Here is a 14,616-nt window from a genome sequence, read left to right as displayed (position 1 = left end):
AATCCTTTTCCTTGTTTAGGGTCGAGCTGGCGGTGCGATATTATGTTTATCCTCAGCGGGATGTTTGCCCTTGCCAGCTCAGTCTTGGTCTTGTTGATTGTTTTGCCGTTATTCGCGATTAAGCCTTTGATTAGACCTCAATAGCCATAGCGGTCGCTTCACCGCCACCGATACAGAGTGAGGCTACGCCGCGCTTAAGCCCACGGGCTTTAAGTGCATGAATTAAAGTCACCAGTAAACGTGCGCCCGAGCAGCCGATAGGATGACCTAAGGCGCAGGCGCCGCCATTCACGTTCACTTTTGCCATGTCTAAACCTAATTCAGAAACCGCCAGCATGGTCACCATGGCAAAGGCTTCGTTGATTTCGAATAGGTCAACCTCATCCTTAGACCAGCCCACATTGCTCAGCAGTTTTGCCATAGCGCCAACAGGCGCAGTGGTAAAGAGTGATGGCTCCTGAGCATGGGTTGTGTGGCCCTTAATAGTGGCAAGCACAGTTAAGCCTAACTGCTCGGCATTGACGCGGGTGGTTAGCATCAGCGCCGCCGCACCATCGGAAATTGAGCTTGAGTTTGCCGCAGTAATAGTGCCGTCTTTAGCAAAGGCTGGACGCAGGGTTGGGATTTTTTCAGGACGAGCATTACCTGGCTGCTCATCGGTATCGATAGTCACATCACCACGGCGATCGCTTACTGTGACGGGCACAATCTCCGCCTTAAAGGCGCCAGATTGAATGGCCGCGTTGGCTTTTTCCAGTGAGCTTAGGGCAAAGGCATCCATTTGCTCGCGAGTTAAGCCGTATTCATCGGCGGTTTTCTGGGCGAATGTGCCCATGGCGCCGCCAGTGTAGGCATCTTCTAAACCGTCGAGGAACATATGATCTAATACTTTGCCATGGCCCATACGCATGCCTGAGCGCGCTTTATCTAGCAAGTAAGGAGCTTGGCTCATGCTTTCCATACCGCCAGCAACCACCAACTTAGCACTGCCCGCTTTGAGTAAATCGTGGGCAAGCATTACGGTTTTCATCCCAGAGCCACAAACTTTGTTTACGGTCGTAGCACCCACAGACAGAGGTAAACCAGCCCCTAAGGTCGCCTGACGCGCTGGCGCTTGACCCAGACCCGCTGGCAATACGCAGCCCATTAACACTTCATCGACCTTGTCACCCGCTACTTGGGTGTCAGCTAACAGGGCTTTGATGACGGTGGCCGCTAAGCTCGGAGACGTTACGCCAGACAAACTGCCTTGAAAGCCACCCATTGGGGTGCGCTTAGCGGCAACAATAACGATCTCTTGGTTAAATTGTTCAGTACTCATGGGGACTCCAAGCTAAATGTGCCTTGGCGGTAACACTCGCCAGCGGCGGATAAATAATGACAATGAAACCACTCTGACGTTTACGCGAACGTAAAGCAAGTATTCCTTGGTCTAATGTGTCGAGAAAATCCCACAAAAATTGTCAGTCAGGATTTACAGTCAAGGGAGTGAAAAGCAGCGTTAATGCGGTGAGGCTGAAGTTGCCAAGCCCGAAATCAATTTAGACCGAGTTAAAAGAGGCGGGATAAGAGGGGTTTACAAAACGATATGGCGAACACAGCGTGATAAGCAGAGTGGCCTTAGTTAGCCAAAGCCACTCGATTTAAGAGAGCAATAAAATAAACGCCAAAACAAACACTAAAACAGTGTGACGCCGAAAGTTAAGAGGGAATTATTGCGATTCCCACGGCGTGACGGCCGACATATCGCTTAAGTCATAGGGCGTTAATTGGTAAACGTAATAGTTGAGCCAGTTGCTGACGAGCAAGCTGCCATGACTATGCCAACGGGCAATGGCATCGGCCTTAGGATCGTCATTACGATAATAGTTTTGCGGCACATTGGGATTTAATCCCTGCGCCAAATCCCGATGATATTCATCGTTTAAGGTAGATTTTTGGTATTCGGGATGACCCATGACAAACAGGTTGCGATTGTTACGACTGAGAACTAAGTAAGCCCCTGCCTCATCGGATTCCGCCAACACCTGCAGCTCAGGGTGCAGTTTAAGTTCCTCGACATCCATCTCGGCAAAGCGGGAATGCGGCGCAAAGAACTCATCATCGAACCCGCGCAGTAACGGGAAATGTTGGCAGGTGCGGCGATGCACAAACACCCCTGAACGCTTTTGCTGCAGGATTTTCCGATTTAAACCATAGAGATGGTAAAGCCCCGCATGAGCCGCCCAGCAGAGGAAGAGCACTGAGGTAACATGCTGCTGTGACCAATCGATAATCTCGCGGATATGGTCCCAGTAAGTGACTTCTTCGAAATCGATTTGCCCAAGGGGCGCGCCCGTGATGATCAGGCCGTCATAGTTTTTATGACGCACGTCCTCAAAGTCACGGTAGAAGGTGTTCATATGATCGATTGAGGTGTGCTTCGACTCTTTATCGTGAATACGCAGTAAATCCACATCCACCTGCAATGGCGTGTTACCTAATAGGCGTAGAAGCTGGGTTTCTGTCTCGATTTTATTGGGCATCAGATTCAGGATCAGCACCTTCATCGGTCTGATATCCTGATTGGCAGCCCGGGTCTCGGACATGACGAAAATATTTTCAGATTCTAAAATCCCTGCTGCAGGCAGATGATCTGGAATTTTAACTGGCATACCGCGCCTCTTCTATTCAACAATCAAAGGTTCCGGCGCGCGTATGCCACTCATCAAAGAGCAAACAAATTAGCGACCGACTTTCTCAAGCAGTATCGTCATAGGCTCTGTCGAATTGAGGTCGACATGATAGGCTTGAGTATTAATAAACAATAACTTATCACCGAGCATTATCCTTGCCCCAATGGCATAGGTATGCCCCGCTTGAAACTGATCACGCCCCATCGAAAAACTAAACGGCGTTGGGGTTTTCGCCCCTTGGGAAACGCGCTCTGCCATGACTACGGCGGGCACATCCATCTTAGAGACATCAAGCAACTGCACTATCAACTTGGCATCGGCGGGCAATGCGATACGTTCGCGGTACATGGCCTCACCTTTAATCTCAACAATCGCATTAGGTGTGGCACAACCTGAAATCACCGTGGTGACGGCTAGTAACACCATAGCCGCTAATTTTTGCCATGCAGATGTCAGTCCGCTAATCCTTAACCCTTGTCTCATTTCATTTCTCCTAATCATACATAAAGACTTCTGGATGTCTATACGCCCAAGCTATAAATCTTGTCATGCTGGGCATATCTTCCTATGATAAGCCACCATTTCGTTGCCGAAAAATTTATGACCCAAGCAACTGCGATAATTGTGGGCGCTAGCTCACATTTAAGCCGCGAACTTGCCAAACAATTGGCCGATCAGCAGGTTGAATTAGCCCTTTTTGCCCAAGATGTCGAATCACTCCGCGAATTTGCCTCGACCCTGCCCACTAAAGTTCAGGTCTTTTCACTGCAAATTGAGCAGCCAAGTGCCATCATCAAGCAACTCGAAAGCGTCTGGCACGACTTAGGTGGCGCCCACTTAGTCTTAGTGAATACCGGACTCAATAGCTATGATCCTGAGCTGCCATGGCTACATGAGCAGGACATTATCGATGTCAATGTGCGGGGCTTTGCCGCTATCTGCAATACGGCATTTAGATTATTTCGCGAGCAGGGTTATGGCCAGCTTGCCGCCATCAACTCGATTGCCGGTCTGCGCGGCGGCCCAAGTGTGGCTTACCATGCCTCTAAAGCCTTTGCGCAAAACTATTTGGAAGGCTTAAGCATGCATGCCCAGCGGCTTAAGCTGCCCATTACCATTACCGATATCCAACTCGGTTTACTGGATAAGGCCGCCATGCAGCAAAGTACGCTATGGCTTGCCCCACTCCCGCAAGTGGCGGCGCAAATCATTAAGGCCATGCAGCAGGGTAAACGCCGCGTGTATGTGACCAAGCGTTGGCGCTTAGTGGCTTGGCTAACGAAATTGTTGCCGGAGTTTATCTACAACACTCGCCACTGGAAGCCGAAAAAGGCTAAAAAGTAGTGTTATGCCACGTTTAGCTTTATAAACTGCGAAAAACAAAAAAGGAGCCTCAGGCTCCTTTTTTGTTACTTTAAAATCAGATAATTAGAAAGTGTAACCCACGCTAACCATATAAACCCATGGGTTAATATCGGTATCGATAACCACTGTATCACCCGCTAATTTAAACTTCACATCGCTGCTAATTTGCGCGTACCACACAGAGGCGTTTACTAACCAGTTTTTATTCACTTGGTAGTCTAAACCCACTTGCGCCGCTAAACCCCAAGAGGTGCTCATGCTTAAGTCAGTTAAGGCACCATTTAAATCGTTGGTGAATTCATTGTCGAAGAAGTTAGTGTAGTTCACACCAACGCCCACATATGGACGTAATTTAGATTGAGCATCACCGAAATAATACTGTGCAACTAAGGTTGGTGGTAAGTGCTTAGTTTCTGCAATTTTACCAACGCCTTTTAAAGACACATCGTGGCTAAATGGAGTCGCTGCTAATAACTCTACGCCGAAGTTATCGGTCAACATGTAGCCAAAGTTCAAGCCCAGTTGGGTGTTATTACTGATTTGAAACTCACCATTGCCCGCGACATCATCACTTGATTCATTGGGTGCGACAACCACTGCACCGGCACGAACTATGATATCGCCCGCTTGATGGGCAGAAACAGAAGCAGAGAAACCAGCGGCTAACAGGGTGGCAGCGATCAGTGTAGAAACAGTAGTTTTATTCATCATCATACTCCATATGTACAACATAGGTTTTTGTTTTACATTACATCCTTAACAATTGACGCCTACACTGCCAGATAAATTCGTTTACCTTATTGATCCAAATCAAGATTAAGTGGCGATACTTATTTTGAGGTATGAGTCATGGGATCCGCATCACGCTATCTAAACATTTATTGATAATGCCAGTTCATTTTTTGTGACTTGTCGCGTTCATTAGCCACAACTAAATACCTCCACAAGGAGTAATTGCGTCATCGCGCCGCTTACAAAATGTTTACATCGGTTTTAAGAAAACTCAGCCTATTGAGGTACAAGCGGGCATAAAAATAGGGAGGAATAAACTCGACACAGACTTCAATCAAGCCAGGAGTCATCACACTCAAACTCGTTAATCTGGTGAGCTTGATATGGGCTTGAGTCACTAACGGGTGAAAGAGTCTAACGTTAACGATTGATGCTCTTACTCGGCCAAGGTCAGGTGCGGATATTGCGAAAGCCAACCCTTTGCGGCAAGGCGCTGCTCAAACACCGCCAACGCACGCTTGGGATTATGGGTTAACTGCAAGGCAAATAATGAGGTTAAACCGAAGGGAGCGATAAGCTGTAAGCTATCGATGACGGAAGTGGGTGGGTTAGGTATTTGCGCAAGAAAAACGGCGACGGCAGTTTCCTGTTCTGGCCAATAACACATCGCATCCTGTGTCGATTGATAGGGGGTGTCGTGATTCTTAAGGTGCATGCGCGCCTGATTTTTTACCGACCAAGGTAACTCTGGCGCCAGAGTTTGCAGGTATGCTTCTATCGCCCTATCCCGCTCGGGACGAGTATCCAAGGGGCAATAGTAAATCAGATCGATATCGTTTAACGGACGCTGCTGAATATCATGCAATTTGTCCCACACCAAATTGCGGACAAACCCAGCCGCCAAGCACCACTGCGGCAAACTATGCACTTGGGCGCACTGCTGCGCCAATTCAAGCGCTCTCATCCGATGCTTATCTTGGCTTAGCCATGTGCGTAATACTGCAGCTAATTCCGTTTCAGTCATGCCTAAAATCCGCGGTTATCTTGGCTAGCACATAAGAATGGACAATCACTGGGCGTCGATTTATGCCATTTGTCATCGTTATTGAAATCGCTATTAGAGATCGTTATTAGCAATACTGCACTTAACCACTTGATGACAAAAAAGCCAATAACCTATTAATTTAGTGAAAATCATCTTCCAATAACCACCATATCAACGCCATCGCTATGATAAGACTCATAAAATGAGTCTTATCATCCAGGTTAGTATGGCGATAAGCTTAACCTTATCTTGGACAAACGATACTCACCACAAAATGGCCTAAACCGCGTCGGCTTGACGCTCTGGCGCCGCATCCGCAAAAGCTGGCAACAGATTACACTCAGCCCATACCCGCATGATATTGGGGTACGGTGTTAAATCCACATTAAAACGCTGCGCGTTGTAAACCTGCGGTACTAAGCACAGATCCGCCAGCGTCACTTTGTCACCAAAGCAATAACGACCACTATGGCGCGCAAGTTGAGTTTCGAGCGCCGCAAATCCACTCGCCACCCAATGGTGATACCACGCGGTTTTGGCTTCTTCGTCGACGCTCAGCTTCTGAGTTAAATACTGCAATACCCTCAGGTTATTGAGTGGATGAATTTCACAGGCGATGGTTAACGCCATGGCGCGCACATGGGCACGTTCAAGCGCCGATGCCGGCAGTAGCGGCGTCTTTGGATAAAGCTCATCCAGATACTCGATAATGGCGAGGGATTGGGATAAGGCATCACCATCCTGCTCATCATCGACCACTAAGGTCGGCACCAACTCCTGCGGATTTAGGGCGATATAATCCGCCTTATGCTGCTCGCCACCATCACGCACTAAATGCACCGACAGCTGCTCGGCGCTCACGCCTTTAAGATTGAGGGCAATACGCACACGATAGGCGGCGCTAGAGCGCCAATAACCGTATAGTTTCATCTCACTCTGTCCTTATGTCATCCTGAAAAAAACGGGGCTAAAAGCCCCGTCAATATTATCTGTCACTGTGTAAACACAAAAGCCTTACGCCTTGTACTCAACCACTTTTTGATCGATAGAGCCAAAAATAGAGGCGCCGTTATCATCGAGCATTTCGATGCGCACTGTGTCGCCAAAACGCATAAACGGCGTGCTTGCTTTGCCGTCGGCGATCACTTCGAGCATACGTTTCTCGGCCAAACAGCTTGAGCCGGCACTGCGATCATAGTTAGAAATCGTACCAGAACCGATAATCGCGCCAGCGCCTAATGGACGGGTTTTAGCAACATGAGATACTAACTGACTGAAGTTAAAGGTCATATCCACACCCGCATTAGGGCGACCGAATAGTTCGCCATTCAAATGGGTGATAAGCGGTAAATGCACCTTTGAATCTTCCCAGCGGTGGCCTAATTCATCTGGCGTGATGGCGACAGGAGAGAAGCTGCTCGAGGGTTTGGATTGGAAGAAACCAAAACCTTTGGCCAGCTCTGCGGGGATCAGGTTACGCAGTGAGACATCGTTCACTAACATCAACAGCTTAATATGCGCGGTAGCATTTTCAACGCTCACCCCCATAGGCACATCATCGGTGATCACGGCGATTTCCGATTCGAAATCGATGCCCCAGTCTTCGCTCGCCAGTGGGATATCCGCCTTTGGCGCGATAAAGCTGTCAGAGCCGCCTTGGTAAAACAGCGGATCGGTCCAGAAGGTTTCAGGCATTTCAGCGCCACGCGCCTTACGGACTAATTCCACATGGTTGACATAGGCACTACCATCGGCCCACTGGTACGCACGTGGCAAAGGTGATAAACATTTGGCTTCATCGAAGGCTTGCGCGTTCGGTAATTTGCCTTCGTTCAGCGCATCATACAGTTCTTGCAATTGTGGCTTGAGCAGATCCCAACCATCGAGTAATTGTTGCATCGTGTGGGCAATCGCGGGTACGGCAACCGTTTGAGTAAGATCGCGGCTCACTAACATCAGCTGGCCATCACGGCGACCATTGTTATAACTGGCAAGTTTCATATCTGCTCCTGTGCTTCTACGGCTCGGCGTACTGCGCTTTTTATCTATTTATGGTTAGCCGATACGCTCAGCTAACGGGAATGGGTGACAACGAGTGCGGGCAATCTAGCCTTTTTTGACTCGGCGTTAGGGTTTGCTGCGCGTAGAAATACCCGAAGCGACGGCGGATTCCTATAGCGTGAGCAAAATCACATTTCACCCTATTATTTCACATTTTGTAAACTAATCATTACGTTTCATACCCTGCTGCCGCTTGTCACTATTTCGCAGAACGATATGGTGAAAAAGTCGGCAACAAAGTGGAACGATACTGTTACATCCTAAGCTTAAAGCAAAATTACTTTGGCTTGGCTATCTTGTATTCCCTGAGTTTGTTGGCGATGGCCGTGTGGGACACCCCTAATTTTTTCGCCAATTGGCGAGTACTGGGGTAAGCCGGATATAAGCGGCGCAGCAAGCTGGCCTCAAATTGCTTCATCGCATCATCGAGATTGCCTTCGAAGGCATTATCGAAATAGCCAAAACCTTCGGCGTAGGATGGCAACTTGAGCTGCTCAACAGTCAACTCGCCCGAACCGTCCCACATAGATACCGCCCTAAAGACCGCATTTTTAAGCTGACGCACGTTACCCGGCCAAGCGTAGGTTAAGAGATGATCGCGGCATTGGGCCGAAATTCGTCTCACTGGACTAGAGAGTTGCTGACTGTAGTGCTCGAGGAACATCTCCGTCAGCGGAATGATATCGACTTTGCGCTCACGCAGTGATGGAATATGGTAGCTAAGCACATGGATGCGATAGTACAAATCTTCTCTAAACTCACCAGTTTGGCACAACTCAGCTAAGTTTTTCTGGGTCGAGCAGATGATCCGCACATCGGCGCGAACTTCTTCGTCGCCACCAATGCGTCTAAAGGTGCCATCCTGTAATAACCGCAGCAGTTTAACCTGCGCCGCCTTGGACATTTCGGCCACTTCATCGAGGAACACTGTGCCGCCCTTCGCTTCTTCAAAAAAGCCGCGCTTAATCACTTTGCCCTGGCTGACGTAGCCAAAGAGTTCCTCTTCGGCGGCGCTATCGGGCAGTGCCGCACAGTTAATGGCGATAAAAGGTTTTTCGCGGCGCATGCTGGCATCATGGCTGGCTCGAGCCATTAATTCTTTGCCAGTACCAGTCTCGCCGGTGATTAATAGCGGCGCGTCGAGCTGCGCCATACGGCGAGCTTGTTTCAGCACTTCTTTCATCTTGTCGCTGCTGGCTAATACATTTTCAAAGCCCGCGGTTTGATTTTGCAGTGCATTGAATTGTTTACCGACCCGCGCCGGCGATTTAAGCGATACGACTGCGCCCACGAGGATAGTCTTATCATCCTCATCGGGTAAGTAAATCGGTAACATTTCGGCCAGATATTCGTTTTGGCCGATATTGACCCGCGCCGCCTGCGGCAACACTTGGCTCTCACTGAGCCAGCGGCTGAAGTTAAACCCTTGCACCCAATGGTTTAAGGATTCATCGAGCACTTCGTGCTCCCCCATGCCCATATTGAGTAGCGCCGACTCGTTGACGATACGAATGCGCGCCTTCACGTCGATGGAGAACACTGAGTCAGGGAGGGTTTTAAGTAGGGTTTTTAAGGCGTAGTGTTCCTGCTCCGAAGGCATAAACGACACAGTTCGCACATCGTGAACACTCTCCACTTTGCGGATCTGCGGCATCAAGGCACTTAAGGTATCAAAACTGACCTCGGCAAATTGCAGGTAGAGAAAGCCTTGGTTACTGGCATCGATGGCGATGAGATTAATGCCATAACGTTCTAACACGACTAAGATGTCTTTCGCTAAACCCACGCGATCTTGACAGCTAACTTCCAAGCGCATAATGACTGATATTCCCTATTTTGATTCGAATTCTGGGATAAACCGTGCAGAGCTATTATCTCGAGGGTGTTGCCCTTAGGCTTGGCCTCGTAAGACATTCGTTTGATGACGCCTCTATAGTTTACGCAAACGTAAAAGGCAGGATAAATAGCTGGGTGTGTATACGTTAGAAGGTTACGCTCAAAGTGGCAAGTCTAGTTTACAGCGTATTTGTAACAGGAAGAAAAAATCAGCGCCAAAATACAATTAAAGCGCTGATTTTAAAATTGAATTTTTTAATCTAACAACTGGTCGGTCTTGGCTGCCATGATGAAGTCATTCTTATGCAGCCCCTTGATTGAGTGTGACCACCAAGTCACAGTGACTTTGCCCCACTCTGTTAAAATGCCTGGGTGGTGGAATTCTTCTTCGGCCAGATCCGCTAACTTATTGGTAAACGCCATCGCTAACTTAAAGTTTTTAAACTTGTAAACCCGTTCCAGTTGCATGATGCCATCACGCACTTGCACGCCCCAATCGGGGATCATACGGATAAGTTCGGCCAATTCTGCATCGGTCACTTTCGGCGCATCGGCTTGGCAAGCTTCACATTTCATTTGGGTTAACGCTGTCATACATACTCCTCTTGGCAACATTAGGGGATCAATTCGTTGCTCTTATTACGCTTTATTCAATTAGTTTTTTAATGGTCAGCCATTAGCTGGCTTTCTTGGTCTTGGGCGGATACTTAGGAGCAAATAAACCTAACTGACGTGCCTTAGCCACATAGGCCATGATGTCCATCTTGGCAATTTCATCCAACATATCAATATGTTCAATCACATAATAAATCGGCTGCATAATATCGATACGATAAGGCGTACGCAGCACATCTAAGAGATCGAAGGGCTTACGTTCCGGCACTTGGCTTTCCATGGCATACAAGGTTTCGCCGGGAGAGCTTAAAATACCGCCGCCGTAGATACACAATTCGCCGTCTTGAGGTTTGAGTAAGCCAAACTCGACGGTAAACCAATACAGGCGCGCTAAAAAGACGCGGTCTTCCTTGCTGGCATTTAAGCCCAATTGACCATAGATATAGGAGAAATGGGCGAAAGAAGGATTGGTCAGCAAGGGGCAATGGCCAAAGATCTCATGGAAAATATCTGGCTCTTGCAGGTAATCAAACTCTTCCTTGCGACGGATAAAGGTCGCAACCGGAAATTCCTTGTTGGCCAATAGCTCAAAGAAGCGGCCAAAGGAAATCAAGGCCGGCACGGCCGCAGTTTTCCATCCAGTCGTGGCCTGCAATACTTTGTCAATCTCAGCCAATTGTGGAATGCGGTCCTTCGGCATCGCCAAGGCATCGAGCCCTTGGAGATATTCCTTACAAGCACGCCCCGGTAGGTTCACCGCTTGGCGAGCATACAATTGGCTCCAAATATCATGTTCTTCCTGCGGGTAATGGATAAACCCAGAATCATCTGCACTTCGCGCAACATAGGGCGCAGTGTGCGCTATCTCTTTAGTCATAAAATTCACTTCATGGCTGACGCTAATGCCTCCATAGTGATCTAAGCCTCGATTTTTGTTAACTCCCTCACAGTTTATTGTTTACGCGATAATGTGACGCAAACGTAAAGCAAATATTACAAGGCGATTAAATCCTTGGTCATTCCAAACCAGATCTCAGTTAGACCGGTAGCAAACCTTGACACTACCGCTCAAAAATGACGACGATAGACTGATAATATGCAGAAAAACCGACAAATTTCGGTGTTTGCAAATGGCTTTTCTGCGTGGGTCATTTACAATATTGCCCAATAACCGCCTCTCCTTAATCTGAAGGTTCGCAATGAAACAACATCAAATTCGTAAAGCCGTTATTCCCGTCGCTGGACTTGGCACTCGTATGCTTCCTGCGACCAAAGCAATTCCTAAGGAAATGCTACCCGTTGTTGATAAACCATTGATCCAATATGTGGTTAGTGAAGCCATTGATGCGGGAATCAAAGAAATTGTGCTCGTGACCCACGCCAGTAAAAACTCTATCGAAAACCATTTCGACACCAGTTTTGAATTAGAAGCGCAATTAGAGCGCCGCGTGAAGCGTCAATTACTCGAAGCGGTACAATCCATTTGCCCGAAAGACGTGACTGTGATCAGCGTGCGTCAATCCCAAGCTAAAGGCTTAGGTCATGCGATTTTATGTGCGAAATCCGTCGTCGGTGATGCGCCTTTCGCCGTGTTACTGCCGGATGTGATTATCGATGATGCCAGCTGCAACCTGAAAACAGACAACTTGGCCGCCATGGTGAGCCTGTTTGATGAAACCCAAGTGGGCCAAATCATGGTGGAAGGCGTGCCACATCATCTAGTGAACCAATACGGTATTGCGGATGTGAATGGCCACGATCTACAGCCTGGTGAATCAGAGCCATTGGTCGAACTCGTTGAAAAACCACCGGTTGACGAAGCACCGTCTAACTTAGCCGTAGTAGGTCGTTACGTGTTACCCGCTGCCATTTGGCCACTGCTGGCTAAAACCCCTGCTGGCGCGGGTGATGAAATCCAATTAACTGACGCCATTGCAATGTTAATGAAGCAAGAAACCGTAAACGCTTACTACATGCAAGGTAAGAGTCATGATTGCGGTAACAAGCAAGGCTATATGCGCGCTAACGTAGAATACGCCCTGCGCCACAGCGAAATCGGTGAAGATTTTGCTCAATATTTAAAAACAGCAGTAAAAGGAATTAAATAATGACGATTTTAGTGACCGGAGGCGCCGGTTATATAGGCACTCATACCGTAGTGGAATTACTCAATGCGGGGAGCGAAGTGATTGTTTTAGACAACCTGTCTAATTCAAGCATCGAAGCCCTTAACCGTGTCGAGCGCATTACCGGTAAATCGGTCACCTTTTACCAAGGCGATATTCTCAATAAGGCCTTACTTCAGAAAGTCTTTAGCGACCATAACATCGATGCCGTTATCCATTTTGCTGGATTAAAAGCCGTTGGCGAGTCAGTTGCTAAACCACTGAAATACTACGAGAATAACGTGACTGGCACCTTAATTCTTTGCCAAGTGATGGCTGAGTTTAAGGTGAAAAATCTCGTATTTAGTTCTTCTGCTACTGTGTATGGCGACCCTGCCAGCCTACCGATTACCGAAGATTTTCCAACGGGTGCCACTAACCCATACGGTCAGTCTAAGTTGATGGTGGAGCATATACTGGCGGATTTACACCATAGCGATCCGAGTTGGAATATCGCCCGTTTACGTTACTTCAACCCTGTTGGCGCCCATGCTAGTGGCTTGATTGGCGAAGATCCAAACGATATTCCAAATAACTTGATGCCATTTATCGCGCAGGTGGCAGTCGGTAAACGCGAAACGTTAAGTGTGTTTGGTAATGATTACCCAACCCACGATGGTACTGGCGTTCGCGACTATATCCATGTGGTGGATTTAGCCCTTGGGCACCTCAAAGCCCTTGAAAAGCTAGCCACCAAACCAGGACTTGTCACCTATAACCTAGGCACAGGCCAAGGCTACAGTGTGCTCGATATGGTCAAGGCCTTTGAAAAAGCCTGTGGTAAATCGATTGCCTATCAAATTGCGCCGCGCCGTCCGGGTGACATTGCCGCCTGTTATGCGAACCCAGATCATGCTAAAACCGATCTGGGCTGGCAGGCGACTCACAGCCTAGAGGATATGGCGAACAGCAGTTGGCATTGGCAATCAACCAATCCAAATGGTTATAAAGGCTAATCATCTAAATGGCTTGCGGTAACTCCCAAGCCATTTTTATTATCCCTTATCACAATTAAACTCAGTAATACCTATGACAGAAAGCATCAATCACAGCCGCCGTAATCTCTTTAGCCGCCGGAAATCCTCGGCAATTCGACCGCCTTGGGTGCGTGAAGGCATTGAGTTTACTGACATCTGTACTCGATGCTCAGCCTGTATCAACGCCTGCGAAACTAAGATTATCTACAAGGGAGATGGCGGCTTTCCCGAAGTCTCCTTTAAGGACAATGAGTGCACTTTTTGTCGCCAATGTGCCACCGTCTGTCCGGAAGAAAAGCTCTTTGATCTCAACCAAGCCCCATGGCAACACAAAGCCGTAGTACAAGATAACTGCTTAACATATCAAGGCATTTGGTGCCAAAGCTGTAAAGATACATGTGAGCCTCGCGCCATTAGTTTTACCTTAAGCGTGGGTAATGCCCCGATGCCGAAGATTGATACAGCACTCTGCACGGGCTGTGGAGCCTGTTTCGCCCCCTGCCCGAGCCAAGCCATCGGTATTAAGCCTGCAGAATAACCTTAAGCCGTGAGTGTTACTGGGCTTCACGGCGTATTTAGGTTACTATCTCGCGGTCTAATCCTTCTCCAATTACCTAGGTTTCCTATCACCATGTTTGGCAAAAAATTTACCTTTACCCGAAGCACTTCCCCAGCACTGAGTTTTATCGCCGAAGGGACTAAGCTTACGGGCAATATCGAATTTGCCGGAGATGTATTGATAGGCGGCGACGTACAAGGGCAAATTTTGTCACAGGCCAATGTCATTGTTGAGCGCACAGGAAACCTCCACTGCGAGGTCAAATGCCGCGAACTGATTATCGATGGCTATTTTAAAGGTCGCCTGATTTGCGAGCGTTTAGTCATCCAAGCCCATGGTATTGTCGATGGTGATGTGGCTTGCACCTCGATGCAGATCAGTGAAGGGGGTCAGTTTATTGGATTAAGGATTAAAGAAGACCATCAGACTATCCATGCCCATAGCCTGCCGTCTGCATCCTCAAGCAGCACGCTAATCACACCTGTGCCGACATTGTCGCCCGAGCAGGAATAACGCTCGCCTTCGCTAATGAGTGCTCACAGCCAATCTAGATGATGACCCTTTAACCAAGTAAAGACTTTTACTG

The 14,616-nt window shown here is 48.1% G+C and carries 15 protein-coding genes; 5 read left to right on the top strand and 10 right to left on the bottom strand.

Going from position 1 to position 14,616, the window contains the following annotated elements:
- Positions 1-130 precede the first annotated feature (130 nt).
- From L2713_RS03085 to L2713_RS03075, 3 genes are all read right to left on the bottom strand, one after another.
- On the bottom strand, positions 131-1,321 hold the full coding sequence (locus L2713_RS03085; RefSeq protein ID WP_248966902.1) for a thiolase family protein: 1,191 nt from the start codon (positions 1,319-1,321) through the stop codon (positions 131-133).
- Between the two features lie 391 nt (positions 1,322-1,712).
- Positions 1,713-2,654: a homoserine O-acetyltransferase MetA gene (gene metA, locus L2713_RS03080; RefSeq protein ID WP_248966901.1), complete on the bottom strand. Its 942-nt coding sequence runs from the start codon at positions 2,652-2,654 to the stop codon at positions 1,713-1,715.
- 69 nt (positions 2,655-2,723) lie between these two features.
- Positions 2,724-3,158, bottom strand: a complete 435-nt coding sequence (locus L2713_RS03075) for a YbaY family lipoprotein (protein ID WP_248966900.1) — start codon at positions 3,156-3,158, stop codon at positions 2,724-2,726.
- A 117-nt stretch (positions 3,159-3,275) separates the two neighbouring features.
- Between L2713_RS03075 and L2713_RS03070 the strand changes: the two genes are divergently transcribed.
- Complete coding sequence (locus L2713_RS03070; RefSeq protein WP_248966994.1) at positions 3,276-4,019, top strand: SDR family NAD(P)-dependent oxidoreductase; 744 nt, start codon at positions 3,276-3,278, stop codon at positions 4,017-4,019.
- Positions 4,020-4,103: 84 nt separating this feature from the next.
- On the opposite strand, the gene ompW is transcribed toward L2713_RS03070, so the two are convergent.
- From ompW to phhA, 7 genes are all read right to left on the bottom strand, one after another.
- Complete coding sequence (gene ompW, locus L2713_RS03065; RefSeq protein ID WP_181382114.1) at positions 4,104-4,751, bottom strand: outer membrane protein OmpW; 648 nt, start codon at positions 4,749-4,751, stop codon at positions 4,104-4,106.
- Positions 4,752-5,208: 457 nt separating this feature from the next.
- A complete protein-coding gene (locus L2713_RS03060; RefSeq protein WP_248966899.1) occupies positions 5,209-5,796 on the bottom strand; it encodes a nucleotidyltransferase family protein in 588 nt (195 codons plus the stop codon).
- 300 nt (positions 5,797-6,096) lie between these two features.
- The gene (gene maiA / locus L2713_RS03055; RefSeq protein ID WP_248966898.1) at positions 6,097-6,747 is read right to left on the bottom strand and encodes a maleylacetoacetate isomerase; all 651 of its coding nucleotides are present in this window, start codon (positions 6,745-6,747) and stop codon (positions 6,097-6,099) included.
- A gap of 84 nt (positions 6,748-6,831) precedes the next feature.
- Positions 6,832-7,818 carry a fumarylacetoacetate hydrolase family protein gene (locus L2713_RS03050; protein WP_011717657.1) on the bottom strand — a complete coding sequence of 329 codons (987 nt, stop codon included), beginning with the start codon at positions 7,816-7,818 and terminating at the stop codon, positions 6,832-6,834.
- A gap of 337 nt (positions 7,819-8,155) precedes the next feature.
- Positions 8,156-9,694 (bottom strand): transcriptional regulator TyrR, encoded by a 1,539-nt coding sequence (gene tyrR / locus L2713_RS03045; RefSeq protein WP_011717658.1) that lies wholly within the window; start codon positions 9,692-9,694, stop codon positions 8,156-8,158.
- 275 nt (positions 9,695-9,969) lie between these two features.
- The gene (locus L2713_RS03040) at positions 9,970-10,308 is read right to left on the bottom strand and encodes a 4a-hydroxytetrahydrobiopterin dehydratase (RefSeq protein WP_069454624.1); all 339 of its coding nucleotides are present in this window, start codon (positions 10,306-10,308) and stop codon (positions 9,970-9,972) included.
- Between the two features lie 82 nt (positions 10,309-10,390).
- Positions 10,391-11,206, bottom strand: coding sequence for a phenylalanine 4-monooxygenase (gene phhA, locus L2713_RS03035; protein WP_248966897.1), 816 nt, complete (start codon positions 11,204-11,206; stop codon positions 10,391-10,393).
- Positions 11,207-11,528: 322 nt separating this feature from the next.
- Here phhA and galU point away from each other — a divergent pair, with 322 nt between their 5' ends.
- The 4 genes from galU to L2713_RS03015 all read left to right on the top strand — a co-directional run bounded on the left by galU (position 11,529) and on the right by L2713_RS03015 (position 14,543).
- On the top strand, positions 11,529-12,437 hold the full coding sequence (galU, locus tag L2713_RS03030; protein ID WP_248966896.1) for a UTP--glucose-1-phosphate uridylyltransferase GalU: 909 nt from the start codon (positions 11,529-11,531) through the stop codon (positions 12,435-12,437).
- A complete protein-coding gene (gene galE, locus L2713_RS03025; protein WP_248966895.1) occupies positions 12,437-13,450 on the top strand; it encodes a UDP-glucose 4-epimerase GalE in 1,014 nt (337 codons plus the stop codon). Before galU ends, galE begins: the two co-directional genes overlap by 1 nt.
- A 73-nt stretch (positions 13,451-13,523) precedes the next feature.
- On the top strand, positions 13,524-14,009 hold the full coding sequence (gene napF, locus L2713_RS03020) for a ferredoxin-type protein NapF (protein ID WP_248966894.1): 486 nt from the start codon (positions 13,524-13,526) through the stop codon (positions 14,007-14,009).
- Positions 14,010-14,102: 93 nt separating this feature from the next.
- Positions 14,103-14,543 carry a bactofilin family protein gene (locus L2713_RS03015; protein WP_248966893.1) on the top strand — a complete coding sequence of 147 codons (441 nt, stop codon included), beginning with the start codon at positions 14,103-14,105 and terminating at the stop codon, positions 14,541-14,543.
- Positions 14,544-14,616 lie beyond the last annotated feature (73 nt).

The organism is Shewanella seohaensis (assembly GCF_023283775.1).
Classification (GTDB): Bacteria; Pseudomonadota; Gammaproteobacteria; order Enterobacterales; family Shewanellaceae; genus Shewanella; species Shewanella seohaensis.
This window is presented reverse-complemented; position numbering and strand designations above follow the sequence as displayed.

What these genes read in the sequence shown, in the direction of transcription:
- L2713_RS03085 (WP_248966902.1), bottom strand. Translation starts at nt 1,321, where the DNA reads ATGAGTACTGAACAATTTAACCAAGAGATCGTTATTGTTGCCGCTAAG.
- metA (WP_248966901.1), bottom strand. Translation starts at nt 2,654, where the DNA reads ATGCCAGTTAAAATTCCAGATCATCTGCCTGCAGCAGGGATTTTAGAA.
- L2713_RS03075 (WP_248966900.1), bottom strand. Translation starts at nt 3,158, where the DNA reads ATGAGACAAGGGTTAAGGATTAGCGGACTGACATCTGCATGGCAAAAA.
- L2713_RS03070 (WP_248966994.1), top strand. Translation starts at nt 3,276, where the DNA reads ATGACCCAAGCAACTGCGATAATTGTGGGCGCTAGCTCACATTTAAGC.
- ompW (WP_181382114.1), bottom strand. Translation starts at nt 4,751, where the DNA reads ATGATGAATAAAACTACTGTTTCTACACTGATCGCTGCCACCCTGTTA.
- L2713_RS03060 (WP_248966899.1), bottom strand. Translation starts at nt 5,796, where the DNA reads ATGACTGAAACGGAATTAGCTGCAGTATTACGCACATGGCTAAGCCAA.
- maiA (WP_248966898.1), bottom strand. Translation starts at nt 6,747, where the DNA reads ATGAAACTATACGGTTATTGGCGCTCTAGCGCCGCCTATCGTGTGCGT.
- L2713_RS03050 (WP_011717657.1), bottom strand. Translation starts at nt 7,818, where the DNA reads ATGAAACTTGCCAGTTATAACAATGGTCGCCGTGATGGCCAGCTGATG.
- tyrR (WP_011717658.1), bottom strand. Translation starts at nt 9,694, where the DNA reads ATGCGCTTGGAAGTTAGCTGTCAAGATCGCGTGGGTTTAGCGAAAGAC.
- L2713_RS03040 (WP_069454624.1), bottom strand. Translation starts at nt 10,308, where the DNA reads ATGACAGCGTTAACCCAAATGAAATGTGAAGCTTGCCAAGCCGATGCG.
- phhA (WP_248966897.1), bottom strand. Translation starts at nt 11,206, where the DNA reads ATGACTAAAGAGATAGCGCACACTGCGCCCTATGTTGCGCGAAGTGCA.
- galU (WP_248966896.1), top strand. Translation starts at nt 11,529, where the DNA reads ATGAAACAACATCAAATTCGTAAAGCCGTTATTCCCGTCGCTGGACTT.
- galE (WP_248966895.1), top strand. Translation starts at nt 12,437, where the DNA reads ATGACGATTTTAGTGACCGGAGGCGCCGGTTATATAGGCACTCATACC.
- napF (WP_248966894.1), top strand. Translation starts at nt 13,524, where the DNA reads ATGACAGAAAGCATCAATCACAGCCGCCGTAATCTCTTTAGCCGCCGG.
- L2713_RS03015 (WP_248966893.1), top strand. Translation starts at nt 14,103, where the DNA reads ATGTTTGGCAAAAAATTTACCTTTACCCGAAGCACTTCCCCAGCACTG.